The following is a 12,783-nucleotide window of genomic DNA, read 5'->3' as shown; positions in this document are numbered from 1 at the left end:
GGGGTGGGGGTGTTTGGTTTCTTTTTTTTTTTTTTTTTTTTTTTTCTTCCCCCCCCCCCCCCCCCCCCCCCCCCCCCCCCCCCCCCCCCCCCCCCCCCGACCAGCCACGACGGACCCGCACCCGCCCACGCACCGCCACGTCCGATTTCCGCCAGCGACAGTCCCGTGCATGGCGGAGACTGGAGGGCGTGATGGACGAGGACACCAGGTACGAAGCCGTACGCAGCAGGGACGCCCGGTTCGACGGGGAGTTCTTCTTCGCCGTCGAGACGACCGGGATCTACTGCCGGCCCAGCTGTCCCGCGGTGACCCCGAAGCGCCGCAACGTCCGCTTCTACGCGACGGCCGCCGCCGCGCAGGGCTCCGGATTCCGGGCCTGCCGGCGGTGCCGTCCGGACGCGGTACCAGGCTCGGCGGACTGGAACGTACGGGCGGACGTCGTGGGCCGGGCGATGCGCATGATCGGCGACGGTGTCGTCGACCGCGAGGGCGTCGCCGGGCTCGCCGGCCGCCTCGGCTACAGCGCACGCCAGGTCCAGCGCCAGCTCACCACCGAACTCGGCGCCGGACCGGTCGCCCTGGCCCGCGCCCAGCGAGCGCACACCGCACGCGTCCTGCTCCAGACCACCGGCCTGGCCGTCACGGAGATCGCGTTCGCGTCCGGCTTCGCCAGCGTGCGGCAGTTCAACGACACGGTGCGGGAGATCTACGCCTCGACGCCGAGCGACCTGCGCGCCGCGGCCCGCACCACCCGGCGCCCGGCCACCCCCACGGCGGGCGTTCCGCTACGACTGGCCCACCGCGGCCCCTACCGCTCCGGCGCCGTCTTCGACCTGCTCGCGAGCGAGGCCGTACCCGGCGTCGAGGAGGTGAGCGGGACACCCGGGCGGCGCACCTACCGCCGTACCCTCCGCCTCCCGCACGGCACCGGCATCGTCGCCGTCCAGGAACGACCCGGCACGGTCAGGACCGTCTCCGGCGCCCACCCCGGCGGCTGGCTCGACGCCCATCTGCGCCTCACCGACCCCCGCGACCTGACCACCGCCGTCGGACGGCTGCGACGCCTGTTCGACCTCGACGCCGATCCCTACGCCGTCGACGAACGACTCGGCGCGGACCCGAGGCTCGCCCCCTGGGTCACCGGCCGCCCCGGACTCCGCTCGCCCGGCGCCGCCGACCCCGAGGAGTTCGCCGTCCGGGCACTGGTGGGCCGTACGGAATCCGAACGGCTCGTCCAGCGCTACGGCAAGACCCTGGACGCACCCTGCGGCAGCCTCACGCACCTGTTCCCCGAGGCCGCCGCCCTCACCGGCACCGGCGCCCCTCTGGGCACGCTCGCCACCGCCCTCGCCGACGGCACCGTACGACTCGAACCCGGCGCCGACCGCGACGCCGCCCAGCACGCGCTGCGCGCCCTGCCCGGCCTGGACGCCCGTACCGTCGCCGTCATCCGCGCCCGCGCCCTCGGCGACCCCGACGTCGCCCCACCGGGCCACGGATTTCCGGACACCTGGCGCCCCTGGCGCTCCTACGCCTGGCAACACCTGCTTGCAGCAGGGGAGTTGGAGTACTCATGACCACCCGTTGGACCCACCTCGACAGCCCTGTCGGCGAGCTCCTGCTCACCGCCGACGAGACCGGCGCACTGACCTCGCTCTCCGTGCCCGGGCAGAAGAACGGCCGTACCGTCCAGGAGGGTTGGCTGCACGACCCCGCCCCCTTCCGGGCGGCCCGGGAGCAGCTCGCCGCCTACTTCGCCGGTGAACTCAAGGAGTTCCAGCTGGAGTTGCGCCCCGAGGGCACCGAGTTCCGCACCCGTGTGTGGGACGCCCTCGACGACGTTCCGTACGGCGCGACCACGACGTACGGCGAGATCGCCGCCCGCGTCGGCGCCACCCGCGTCGCGGTCCGGGCCGTCGGCGGCGCGATCGGCGCCAACCCGCTGCTGATCCTCCGCCCGTGCCACCGCGTGATCGGCGCGAACGGCTCCCTCACCGGATACGCGGGCGGCCTGGAGCGCAAAACGGCCCTGCTCACGCTGGAAGCGGCGCTGCTGGGTCCGTGACGCCGGCAGGGCGTCCTAGTTCTCCTCCAGCCCCCAGCTGTGGATCCGCCGCGGATGGATGCGGATCAGCTCCTCACTGAAATGCGGCCCCAACTCGTGCGGCCCCGTGAGGAGTTCCGCCTCCCCGCGGATGTCGACGCCGCGCACCGTCCACGGCTTCAGGCTCGCGATGTCGTCGACGACCAGCGCGACCTTCGGGTTCTTCCGGAGGTTGCGCCACTTCTTGGTCCGGCCCATCGCGTAGCCGCCGATCAGGATGGTGCCGTCGTCCTGCGGGAAGAAGCCGACCGGGTTCGCCTGCGGCTGCCCGTGCTCGTCGACGGTGGCCAGCCGCCCCAGCCGCTGCGACTTCAGATACGCGCGCTCGGCCTCGCTGAATTCGGTCATGCCCGCCACCCAAACACGCTCGCGCCGTCCGCACATCGGGCGGTCGGCCCAGGTTTTCCCGGGTCCGTGGTCCTACGTCAGCCCCAGAGCACGCTGCCCAGCCACGCGCCCATGATCAGCAGACAGGTGAAGAGTTCCGCCAGCACGCTGGAGCCGCCCGAGCGCATCGCCGTACGCAGGGCGGCCTTCGCCTCTCCGTGCCGGCCGAAGCGGAGACGTTCCGAGACGTAGATGCCTGCCATGAACCCCGGGATCGCGCCCAGCACGGGAATCAGGAAGAAGCCGAGGAACGCCCCGGCCCCGGCGTACGCCCCCATGCGCGGAGTGGCCCCGCTCGCCCGCAGCCGGCGCGGCGGCAGCACCCAGCGCACCACCTGGGACAGGAACAGGGCGACGGTCGCCCCCACCAGCACGCCCCACGCGACCGGCTGCGGATCCTTCAGCGCCCACCACAGGACCGCGGCCCACACGAGCCACGATCCCGGCACTCCGGGCACCAGCACGCCGACCAGACCGAACAGCATGACCAGGCCGACGAGCAGGAGGTCCCACACTCCCATGCGTCCAGGGTGCAGGAGGACGGGAGGAAGCGCAGGTCAGCGATGTCCGCGCGGGTCACTCCCGGGCAGCCGGCTTCCTCGGCCGGTCCGCCCGGCGCCGCGCGGACCGGGCACGCGACGCTCACCACGAGCCCGGCGCGGCACCCGGTGAACCGTCGGGCATCACAGCGCGAGGACAGGGAAGAAGGTCACACTCAGGCCCGGCCCGGACCGGGGTCGGCGTCCGGGTCGTACCTGCGTCGCCGGGTGGTTCTCCCGTGGGGGGTGGAACCACCCGGCGACCCCTTACGCCACACCAGTTCGACCCCTCACTCGACACGCCGTTCGACGGGCACAGTCGTAGCCCGATTTCGGGATGCCCCGTTTTCATCCGGCCCGCGCGGTGGACAATTGGGGGCATGAGCCAGCAGGGGGGAAAGCCCACGGGTCACGAGGACGACTGGTGGGGGCAGCTGTACGACTCCACGGACGACACGGGCCCCACACCGGCCCCGGACTCCCTGGACGACCGCTACGCCTCGGCGGCGGGAGCGGTGCGGGACGGGTCCGGGTCCGTGGGCGGGACGAGTGCTTCCGGCGAGAGCGCCGGGACAGGCTTCGACGACGGGCGGCCCGGCCCCGGACGGAGTGCCGCGGACGAGGCGGACCGCCCGCCCGGCACCGGTGTTCCCGCGCCGCGATCCGGTGTCCCCGAGGCACCGGAGGACCCGCCCCGCGCGAGCTCGGGCCGGCACCGCGTCCCCTGGGAACCGCGGCCCGAAGCGCCCGAGGATCCAGCGGCGTTCCCGCCCGGCCCCAAGCCGCCCGGGTTCGTCGAGCGCGGTCCCGAGGACCGCCCGGTTCCCCCGCCCGGCAGCCGCACGTCCACGGAGACGTCCCGCGTCACGAACATTCCGTCCTCCCGAATGCCGTCCGACGCGCCGGCCCCCACACCCCCGCCCCCACCACAGCCCGCCCCACCACGGCCGGCACAGGACACCGACCGGACCGCCCCGACGGGCCGCGGCTCCGACGGCACGTCCGCCGATGCCCGCCCTGAGGACCACCTGACCCCCCAGAACGCCCCGGGCCCCCGCAGCGCATCGGATGCGCCCCGCAGCGCGGACGACTGGTGGGCCGCCGCTCCCCCCGCCCCCACCGGGAAACCTGCCGACGCGGCGGCCCGCACCGGCCCCGGCTCCACCCAGCCCAACCCGACACGGGAGCCCCCCGCACCCGGCCAGGGCGCAGGACCCGCCCCGACGGTCTCCCCGCAGCGCGGCGAAGGCGTCGAGGCCGAAGCCCCCCGCCAGGCCCCGCCCCCCGCCCCCGAGACCCTCCGCACCGCCACCCGCGTGGACCTCCCCACGCTCCCGCCCGTCCCCGTCGGCTTCGTCGGCTCCGGCCCTCCCACCTACGACGCCGAACCCACCGCCCTCCCGCCCGCAGACCCCGACGAGCTGGACGACCTCGTCCCCGACACCGTGCTGGACGGCGCCTCGTACGGGGCCTGCACACTGCGCGCGGTCTCCGTGCGGGGCGACTCCGCCCGGTTCCGGGGCGAGCCCCGCCGGGACTCCCTGCTCACGGCCCGCTTCGGTACCGGGGACAAGGCGCTGATCCTCGTCGCCATGGCCACCGGCGCTCGCGCCACCCCGGGCGCCCACCGCGCCGCCGCCGAGGCCTGCCACTGGATCGGCCGGGCCGTCGGACGCAGTCACGCACGGCTCGCCCAGGACATCGGCGACGCCCGCCGCGGTGACCTCAAGTCCGGCCTGCACCGGCTCACCGACCGCAGCCTAGGCAAACTCCGTGCCAGCGCCGCCGAGCAGGGCATCGACCCGGAGGAGTACGCCGCGACCCTGCGCTGTCTGCTCCTGCCCGCCGACCCCGAGTGCCGTGTCCGGGTCTTCTTCGGCGTCGGCGCCGGCGGCCTGTTCCGGCTCCGCGACGGCGAATGGCACGACATCGAACCCCGGATCACCGACGTCACCGGCGACCCGGTCGTCGGCTTCGGCTCGCTGCCCCCGGAGACCCCCGAGGGCGACCGGCTCACCATGGACCTGGGCATCCCCACACCCCCGAGCCCCTACGAACCCGCCCCGGAGCCGCACCGAGAACCCTTCCGCTTCCGCGCCTCCGTCGCCCGCCCGGGGGACACCCTCCTGATGTGCACCGGCGGCCTCGCCGAACCCCTGCGCGGCGAGCCCGAACTGTGCGAATACCTCACCGCGCGGTGGTCGGGACCCACCGCGCCCGGCCTCGCCGCGTTCCTCGCCGACAGCCAGGTCCGGGCCAAGGGATACGCGGACGACCGTACGGCCGCGGCGGTTTGGGAGGCGTGATCGCGGTCAGTGTGGATTGATGGACCCAAGGAGACCGAAGGGGTGCATGGATCCATGGCCAAACAGAACGTCGCCGAGCAGTTCGTGGACATCCTCGTCAAGGCCGGAGTGGAGCGCCTCTACGGCGTCGTCGGCGACAGCCTCAACCCCGTCGTGGACGCCGTCCGCCGCAACTCCGCCATCGACTGGGTGCACGTCCGGCACGAGGAGACCGCCGCCTTCGCCGCGGGCGCCGAGGCGCAGGTCACCGGCAAGCTGGCGGCCTGCGCCGGCTCCTGCGGGCCCGGCAACCTGCACCTCATCAACGGCCTCTACGACGCCCACCGCTCCATGGCCCCCGTCCTGGCCCTCGCCTCGCACATCCCCTCCAGCGAGATCGGTCTCGGCTTCTTCCAGGAGACCCACCCCGACCGCCTCTTCCAGGAGTGCAGTCACTACAGCGAGATGATCTCCAGCCCCCAGCAGATGCCGAGGCTGCTGCAGACCGCCATCCAGAACGCCGTCGGCCGCTCCGGCGTCAGCGTCGTCACCCTCCCCGGCGACATCGCCGACCAGCCCGCCCCCGACAAGGCCGCCGAGACCGCCCTCGTCACCTCAAGGCCCAGCGTCCGCCCCGGCGACGCGGAGATCGACAAGCTGGTCGCGATGATCGACGAGGCCGAGAGGATCACCCTCTTCTGCGGCAGCGGCACGGCGGGCGCGCACGCCGAGGTCATGGAGTTCGCGGAGAAGGTCAAGTCCCCGGTGGGGCACGCCCTCAGGGGCAAGGAGTGGATCCAGTACGACAACCCGTACGACGTCGGCATGAGCGGACTGCTCGGCTACGGCGCCGCCTACGAGGCCACCCACGAGTGCGATCTGCTGATCCTGCTCGGCACCGACTTCCCGTACAACGCCTTCCTTCCCGATGACGTCAAGATCGCCCAGGTCGACGTACGGCCCGAACACCTGGGCCGTCGTTCCAAGTTGGACCTCGCCGTCTGGGGCGATGTGAAGGAGACCCTGCGCTGTCTGACACCCCGGGTGCAGCCCAAGGCGAACCGGCGGTTCCTCGACAAGATGCTCAAGAAGCACGCCGACGCGCTCGAAGGGGTCGTCACGGCGTACACCCGCAAGGTCGACAAGCACGTCCCGATCCATCCCGAGTACGTGGCCTCAGTGCTCGACGAACTCGCCGACGACGACGCGGTGTTCACTGTCGACACCGGTATGTGCAACGTCTGGGCCGCCCGGTACATCACGCCCAACGGCCGCCGCCGGGTGATCGGTTCCTTCTCCCACGGGTCGATGGCGAACGCGCTGCCGATGGCGATCGGAGCGCAGTTCACCGACCGGAACCGGCAGGTCGTGTCGATGTCCGGCGACGGCGGATTCTCCATGCTGATGGGCGACTTCCTGACCCTTGTGCAGTACGACCTCCCGGTGAAGGTCGTCCTCTTCAACAACTCCTCGCTCGGCATGGTCGAGTTGGAGATGCTGGTCGCCGGACTCCCGTCCCACGGCACCACGAACAAGAACCCCGACTTCGCCGCCGTGGCCCGTGCCTGCGGTGCCCACGGCGTGCGGGTCGAGAAGCCCAAGGACCTCGCCGGTGCGCTGAAGTCGGCGTTGAAGCACAAGGGCCCGGCCCTCGTCGACGTCGTCACCGACCCCAACGCCCTCTCCATCCCGCCGAAGATCAGCAAGGAGATGGTCACCGGCTTCGCCCTGTCCGCCTCCAAGATCGTCCTCGACGGCGGAGTCGGGCGCATGCTCCAGCTGGCCCGCTCCAACCTGCGCAACGTGCCCCGGCCCTAGGGCCCGGGCCATGACGGCCTCGACCGGGTCGGCCGCGAAGTGCCCCACCTCGCGGCCGACCCGGTCCGAACGGGGGGCGGACCTATTCGCCCGTCGGCACCCACGCCCGCTCACCGGCGTCGTTCGTGCCGTACCAGAGGCGGGTCAGGCCCTTGATGCTGGTCGTGCGGAACGGGCGGCCGTGGTCGTCGATGCGGACCGTGCCGGTGCGGCCCTGGGAGGACCAGTCGAGTTCGAGGTACCAGCTGCAGTCGTACGTCTGCGTCGTCGCGGAGACCAGCAGCACCTCCGGGTCCGTGGCGGAGACCCGGTAGGGGAACTCCACCGCGGGGACGGTCTGTCCGGTGTCGTTGCCGGCGACCGCGTGGGCGACGGGACGGTCGATGTCCAGGTTCACGGCGAACCCGCGGGGTGTGATCCCGCCGCCGCAGCCCTGGTCCATGGCGTACGCGGTACCGGGTGCCGGGGAGCTGCGGCCGCTGATCCGGACGCGGAGCGCCTCCAGGACGACGGCCGTGGACGACCGTCCTTGTACGGAGATCTGCACCTTCGTCTCCCACCCGTGCACCGCGCCCTGCGTCGCCGCCCAGATCGCGGCGTCCTGCACGAGCGGGGGCGGGGGAACCTGGGAGGGCGGCTTGTCGATGACGTAGTCGTGACCGCAGCTGCCTTCCCAGATCTGGGAGTTCGCGCTCCAGGTCAGGGGAGTGCCGACGGAGGTTCCCTGCTGTCCGGCCCCCGCGCTCTCCTCCGTGGTGCCGTGACCGTGGGACGCCGAGGCGGAGGGCCGCGTTCCGGTGGCCCTGGCCGAGGGGGAGGCGGACGTGGTGGAGGGACTGGGTGACGGCGACCCGGAACGCCCGACGACGCCCGACGCGGTCGTCCGGGACGACGGGTCAGGCGCCTGTGCCACGCTGCCCGAGGCGGGACGGCCGGACGGCAGCGCCGACAGACTGCCCAGGGTGGCGAGGGCGACCACGACGGCCGCCGCGGTGACGAGGAAACGCCGGCGGCGGTACCAGGGGCGGGGCGGCGGAGCGGACACCGTCACGTGCACGGGGTCCGGCTCACCGTCACTCTCATCCTGCCCGTCGTTCGCGTTCGCGTTCGCGTCCTCGCTCTCCGAGCCCGGGCCGCCGGCTGCCTCCGGGCGCGGATCGCCGCCTGCCGCGCTCGGCACGACAAGAGTCTCCGACGAGTCCGTCGCCTCAGACGCCTCAGACGCCTCAGACGCCTCAGACGCCTCAGACGCCTCCGACGACCCCGTCGGCTCCACGGTCCGTGGCCGCTGTCTCGCCGCCACCGCCGCGAGCCACAGCCGGTGCAGCTCCATCCGTTCCTCGGCCGACCCCCCGCACAGCGCGGCGAACCGCTCCACCGGCGCGAAGTCGAGCGGCACCGCGTCGCCCGCGCAGTACCGGTGCAGGGTCGAGGTGTTCATGTTCAGCCGCCGCGCCAACGAACCGTAACTGCGGTCCGTGCGCTCCTTCAGCCGCCGCAGCAGTGCCGCGAACTCCTGGACCTCGTCCTGTGATTCCGGTGCCGACAACGATTTCCCCCCTGATCCCGTATCCCAGGCACTCCCTATACCTGCACGTCAGACGGCCTGGGATGGTTCCATGGCGATGGATCCCGTGTCCCGTGTTGCGTCCGTCCTGTGCGACCGCCGATGCTCTTGGTGTCACACCGACCGGCCCGGACCGACCATCCGGCGCCGTCGCGGCATCCCAGACTCATGCACACATCTCACGGGGGACACCCATGCCCAAGCACACCCGAGCAGGCACGCTCACCGTACTCTCTCTCACCAGCGTCGTGCTCGGCGTCACCCTGGCCGTACAGGCGGGTGCCGCCCCGGCCGCCCCCCGTTTCCTCGCCGCCGCCGACCTCCCCCCGCACCCCTCGTCCGCCTGGACGGCGGGCAAGGTGACGGACGGGGTCCCGGACGAGCTGCTGCTCTGCCTGCGGGACGCCCTGCCGGGCTACGACTCCCGGTACCGCGACTTCCGTACCGACCTGGACACCAGCGCCCGGCAGCTGACGATCGAGGTCGGCACCAAGGCCAAGGCCGCGGCCCTCGCCGCCCTGCTGAACAAGGAGATCCGCACCTGCGGGGACCGCCTGGAACAGTCCGACCCGGAGATCGAGGCCACGTACAAGGACTACGGCAAGGTGGCGGTCGAGGAGGGCGCCCGCGTGCACGGTCTGCACACGGAGACCTCGTACGGCGCCAACGACATCCGCCTGCTCTCCGTCGGCCGGGACGACCGGACCGTCACCGTCGTGGAGTGGTCGCAGCTGGGCGACTTCACCGGCGCCCCGGTGAAGGCCTTCAAGCACACGACCGTCACCGCGGTGAACAAGCTCCACTGAACCGGGGCCGCCCTCCCGCACGGGGGTCGGGCGGGCGGCCCCGCACGGACACCTCACCGTCCGAGGCGTCACGACCATCCGCGCCATCCGAGAAGAACTGCATCCGGGACGACCGGAAAGAAAACGGGGAACACCATGAACACCACCAAGGCGATCCGCCGCACCGCCCTGGCCGCCGGCGTCGCCCTGGCCCTCGGCCTCGGCGTCACCGCCCAGGCCTCCGCCGGCGCACCGCGCAGCGTCAGCGGAAAGCCGTCCGACAACATCACGCGCATCGCCGACTTCTACGGCACCTACATCGACGCGGTGACCGACGAGGGCAGCGGCGAACTCCGGGACGCGCTCCGCGCGCAGTACCTCACGCCCGGTTTCCAGAAGGAACTCGACTCCTGGGAGGCCAAGGAGCACGCCGACGGCGTCCTGCGTGCCCAGAACGTCCCCCTCGCCTGGAAGGTGACCGACAACGGCACCGCCAAGTACACCGAGGCGGTCGTCACGCTCACCTGGAGCGCCGGCCAGACCAGCACCGTCGTCGTCGACATGACCCGCGCCAGCCACAAGATCGTTCACATCGGCACCAAGGGCATCAACACCAAGGCCGTCGCGGGTAAGTGACGGCGTATTCCGGCCAGTTTGCCGAGCCGCGGGGCGCCGGATCCGAGGGCGTCCCGCGGCTCGGCACCAACTGCCGCACCTCTTCGTCCGGTACGGCCGGATCAGCAGCGTGGAGTCGGCAGTACGGCCCATGCCCGCCGGTCAGGGTGTCCGGGACCCGCGTGGGTACGGAGCCCCGCGGCAGCGCGGGTCCGGTTACCGCCTCCGGGCACGCAGAACCGGCTCACCCCCGCCCGGCCGTGGCGGGGGTGAGCGCCGTCGCGGGGTCACCCGAGACGTCGTACGGCAGACCCCGCGACCCGGCCCCGGGAACCCGGCGCCCGTGCAACGGGGGCTGACCACGGCACATGCGCCTTCCGCCCCGGCAGGCGTCCCACCCCTGTGAACCACCCCGCCGACCAGGGGTTCTCCCGCACGGCCCCGGCCTGTGACGGGCTCGCGAGCGGTGGGCGGCGGGCGGGCCGCCGGCACCGGTTCGCCGGGCACATGCCACATGGACGGGCCCCGCGGCACGAGCACCGTGTCCCGGGCGGCCCGCAGGGCCTGTCGCCGGGTGCCGTTCCGCCGGAACCGGGCCGCCCGGAACGGCGGTTCGCAAGGCGCGGTGCGGGGCTGGTCCGCCTCGCCGTGGGCGGCCCCGGCCTCGGCCGCCGACATGGCCGAACACCTGGTCGTTGACGATTCGACATGACTGCCGCATGAACTACGGGGCATGGATCCCCGTGAACGTGTTCGAGCAGGAGGGGAACCCACATCGGCACGCGGGCGGGGGTCATGAAGAGGCAGGCACGAGGAGGCGGTCCCACGGCAGTAGGGGCCTTCTCGGCGGAGACAGTGGAGGAGAAGGCCGACAGCGTCGCGGAGCGGGCGAGGTCGCCACAGCTCCGGCGCAGACTGGAGCGGGCGGACCTGGGGGCCGTACCGGAGACACGCAGGGCCCTGCGCGAGCTGTTACGGCAGTGGGGAAGGCCGGGGCGATCGGAGATAGCGGAACTGCTCACCAGCGAACTCGTCACCAACGCACTCGTGCACACCGACCACGAGGCGGTCGTCACCGCCACCGTGGGGCCCCGGGCGCTGCGGGTGGAGGTACGTGACTTCGTCGCCCGACTGCCCAGGATGCGCGGACCCAGCGCCGACGACGGCACGCACGGCCGGGGTCTGGTCCTGGTGCAGTCCCTCGCGGACGCCTGGGGTGTCCAGTCGCACGGCGTGGGCAAGGCCGTCTGGTTCGAACTCGACGCCGGAGCGGCGTGAACCACGGGAAGGGGGCGTGACCGCGTCGGTCACGCCCCCTTCCCGTGGTGCTCCGGCCTTTCGGCCTCAGCCGAACTGCTGCTCGAGATCCTTCAGCTTGCGCTCAAGGGAGTCGAGACGCGGCAGTGCCATTGTGTCGTCCTCCGAAGTGAGGTCGACCGAGTGCGAATCGGCCCCGTGCCGAACGGGCTGCAGAGAGGGACGCTGACGTACGGGCAGCGGCTCCGGGGTGGGTATGGAGGGTTCCGTGGAGGCCCGCTCCAGCGCTGCCTGCGGCTGCTCCAACTGGCGCCCGCCGCCCCGGCCGACGAAACCGCGGTGGCCCCGGCTGATGGCCTTGAGCTGCGCCCGCTCGACCCGCTCCTGCTCGCGACGCCGCAGACGCGTCGTCTCCTTCTGCCGCTTGTCCTCGCGGACCTCGTCGACCGCCTCGTCGAGGCTGCGGACGTTCTCCAGGAGCATCAGCGACCAGGCCTTGTACGTCTCGCGCGGCGCCCTCAGCCAACGCACCACGCGGATCTGCGGCAGCGGCCGCGGCACCAGACCCTGCTCGCGCAGCGCGGCCCGGCGGGTCTGCTTCAGTGCGCGGTCGAACAGTACGGCCGCGGACAGGGACATGCCGGAGAAGAACTGCGGCGCGCCGTCGTGGCCGAAACCCCTGGGCGCGTGCACCCAGTTGAACCAGGCAGCCGCGCCCGCGAACGTCCACACCAGTATCCGGGAGCCGAGCGCCGCGTCACCGTGGCTGGCCTCGCGCACCGCGAGCACGGAGCAGAACATCGCCGCTCCGTCCAGGCCGAACGGCACCAGGTATTCCCAGCCGTTGGTGAGGCCGAGGTTCTGCTGGCCGAAGCCGACCAGGCCGTGGAAGGAGAGTGCGGCGGCAACCGCCGCACAGCAGAAGAGGAGGACATAGGAGGCGGTGCCGTATATGGCTTCCTTGCGCCTGCGGCGCTCCTCGGTCCGCTCCCACGAGTCGTCTTTCGCGTGCTCCCCGCCGGACCGCTTGCTCCGCGCGAGCACCGCCACCGCCGCCAGCATGCCCAGGAGCAGTACGGCGCCCGGAAGCAACCAGTTAAGCGATATGTCGGTCAGTCTCATCTGGGGTCCCTTGCATTGGGATAGGGCGTAACGCCCGCCATAGTGGCCCACTCCCACCAGCCCTCAGGGGGTTTCGGGGCAAGAGGCCGCCAAGGAAGTGCAAGGGAGTTGCCCAGGGCAGCGTATTGCTCGAACTGCCGCTTGAGGGGCGGGAGTTGAGTTCGAATAAGACTACCCGTACGGGTGGTTCAACGGAAAGTTCCTGCGGCAAGTGAGGAAGTTGTGAATTGCCTGTAACCGAACGGGCGTCTCAGTCGGCGTTGATCTTACGGGACGGGGAAATGGTGCCCGCGCGGGGGTCCCG

General features: G+C 72.2%; 11 protein-coding genes. 7 read left to right on the top strand and 4 right to left on the bottom strand.

Going from position 1 to position 12,783, the window contains the following annotated elements:
- Window positions 1-191: 191 nt before the first annotated feature.
- Both ACZ48Z_RS40760 and ACZ48Z_RS40755 read left to right on the top strand, forming a co-directional pair.
- A complete protein-coding gene (locus ACZ48Z_RS40760) occupies window positions 192-1,577 on the top strand; it encodes a DNA-3-methyladenine glycosylase 2 family protein (RefSeq protein WP_468740976.1) in 1,386 nt (461 codons plus the stop codon).
- Window positions 1,574-2,065 carry a methylated-DNA--[protein]-cysteine S-methyltransferase gene (locus ACZ48Z_RS40755; RefSeq protein WP_468740975.1) on the top strand — a complete coding sequence of 164 codons (492 nt, stop codon included), beginning with the start codon at window positions 1,574-1,576 and terminating at the stop codon, window positions 2,063-2,065. Before ACZ48Z_RS40760 ends, ACZ48Z_RS40755 begins: the two co-directional genes overlap by 4 nt.
- A 15-nt stretch (window positions 2,066-2,080) precedes the next feature.
- Here the strand turns inward: ACZ48Z_RS40755 and ACZ48Z_RS40750 are convergent, their stop codons facing one another.
- Entirely contained in the window at window positions 2,081-2,452 is a 372-nt protein-coding gene (locus ACZ48Z_RS40750) for a PPOX class F420-dependent oxidoreductase (protein WP_468740974.1), read from the bottom strand.
- A 77-nt stretch (window positions 2,453-2,529) separates the two neighbouring features.
- The gene (locus tag ACZ48Z_RS40745) at window positions 2,530-3,012 is read right to left on the bottom strand and encodes a DUF456 domain-containing protein (protein WP_468740973.1); all 483 of its coding nucleotides are present in this window, start codon (window positions 3,010-3,012) and stop codon (window positions 2,530-2,532) included.
- A 398-nt stretch (window positions 3,013-3,410) separates the two neighbouring features.
- Between ACZ48Z_RS40745 and ACZ48Z_RS40740 the strand changes: the two genes are divergently transcribed.
- Window positions 3,411-5,336 carry a protein phosphatase 2C domain-containing protein gene (locus ACZ48Z_RS40740; RefSeq protein WP_468740972.1) on the top strand — a complete coding sequence of 642 codons (1,926 nt, stop codon included), beginning with the start codon at window positions 3,411-3,413 and terminating at the stop codon, window positions 5,334-5,336.
- A 54-nt stretch (window positions 5,337-5,390) separates the two neighbouring features.
- Entirely contained in the window at window positions 5,391-7,133 is a 1,743-nt protein-coding gene (locus ACZ48Z_RS40735; protein ID WP_468740971.1) for a pyruvate dehydrogenase, read from the top strand.
- Window positions 7,134-7,215: 82 nt separating this feature from the next.
- On the opposite strand, the gene ACZ48Z_RS40730 is transcribed toward ACZ48Z_RS40735, so the two are convergent.
- The gene (locus ACZ48Z_RS40730) at window positions 7,216-8,682 is read right to left on the bottom strand and encodes a helix-turn-helix domain-containing protein (protein ID WP_468740970.1); all 1,467 of its coding nucleotides are present in this window, start codon (window positions 8,680-8,682) and stop codon (window positions 7,216-7,218) included.
- Between the two features lie 212 nt (window positions 8,683-8,894).
- Between ACZ48Z_RS40730 and ACZ48Z_RS40725 the strand changes: the two genes are divergently transcribed.
- The 3 genes from ACZ48Z_RS40725 (at window position 8,895) to ACZ48Z_RS40715 (ending at window position 11,378) form a co-directional block, all read left to right on the top strand.
- Window positions 8,895-9,506 carry a hypothetical protein gene (locus ACZ48Z_RS40725; RefSeq protein ID WP_468740969.1) on the top strand — a complete coding sequence of 204 codons (612 nt, stop codon included), beginning with the start codon at window positions 8,895-8,897 and terminating at the stop codon, window positions 9,504-9,506.
- Window positions 9,507-9,641: 135 nt separating this feature from the next.
- Window positions 9,642-10,121 (top strand): hypothetical protein, encoded by a 480-nt coding sequence (locus ACZ48Z_RS40720; RefSeq protein ID WP_468740968.1) that lies wholly within the window; start codon window positions 9,642-9,644, stop codon window positions 10,119-10,121.
- A gap of 774 nt (window positions 10,122-10,895) precedes the next feature.
- Window positions 10,896-11,378: an ATP-binding protein gene (locus tag ACZ48Z_RS40715; protein ID WP_468740967.1), complete on the top strand. Its 483-nt coding sequence runs from the start codon at window positions 10,896-10,898 to the stop codon at window positions 11,376-11,378.
- Window positions 11,379-11,444: 66 nt separating this feature from the next.
- Here the strand turns inward: ACZ48Z_RS40715 and ACZ48Z_RS40710 are convergent, their stop codons facing one another.
- Window positions 11,445-12,479, bottom strand: a complete 1,035-nt coding sequence (locus ACZ48Z_RS40710; RefSeq protein WP_468740966.1) for a DUF2637 domain-containing protein — start codon at window positions 12,477-12,479, stop codon at window positions 11,445-11,447.
- Between the last annotated feature and the right edge of the window lie 304 nt (window positions 12,480-12,783).

The organism is Streptomyces sp. NPDC031225, assembly GCF_055570355.1.
This window is presented reverse-complemented; position numbering and strand designations above follow the sequence as displayed.

Bases quoted from the DNA above. Each gene is read 5' to 3' on its own strand.
- ACZ48Z_RS40745 (WP_468740973.1), bottom strand. From the start codon at position 3,012: ATGGGAGTGTGGGACCTCCTGCTCGTCGGCCTGGTCATGCTGTTCGGT.
- ACZ48Z_RS40750 (WP_468740974.1), bottom strand. From the start codon at position 2,452: ATGACCGAATTCAGCGAGGCCGAGCGCGCGTATCTGAAGTCGCAGCGG.
- ACZ48Z_RS40735 (WP_468740971.1), top strand. From the start codon at position 5,391: ATGGCCAAACAGAACGTCGCCGAGCAGTTCGTGGACATCCTCGTCAAG.
- ACZ48Z_RS40715 (WP_468740967.1), top strand. From the start codon at position 10,896: ATGAAGAGGCAGGCACGAGGAGGCGGTCCCACGGCAGTAGGGGCCTTC.
- ACZ48Z_RS40755 (WP_468740975.1), top strand. From the start codon at position 1,574: ATGACCACCCGTTGGACCCACCTCGACAGCCCTGTCGGCGAGCTCCTG.
- ACZ48Z_RS40710 (WP_468740966.1), bottom strand. From the start codon at position 12,479: ATGAGACTGACCGACATATCGCTTAACTGGTTGCTTCCGGGCGCCGTA.
- ACZ48Z_RS40720 (WP_468740968.1), top strand. From the start codon at position 9,642: ATGAACACCACCAAGGCGATCCGCCGCACCGCCCTGGCCGCCGGCGTC.
- ACZ48Z_RS40760 (WP_468740976.1), top strand. From the start codon at position 192: ATGGACGAGGACACCAGGTACGAAGCCGTACGCAGCAGGGACGCCCGG.
- ACZ48Z_RS40740 (WP_468740972.1), top strand. From the start codon at position 3,411: ATGAGCCAGCAGGGGGGAAAGCCCACGGGTCACGAGGACGACTGGTGG.
- ACZ48Z_RS40725 (WP_468740969.1), top strand. From the start codon at position 8,895: ATGCCCAAGCACACCCGAGCAGGCACGCTCACCGTACTCTCTCTCACC.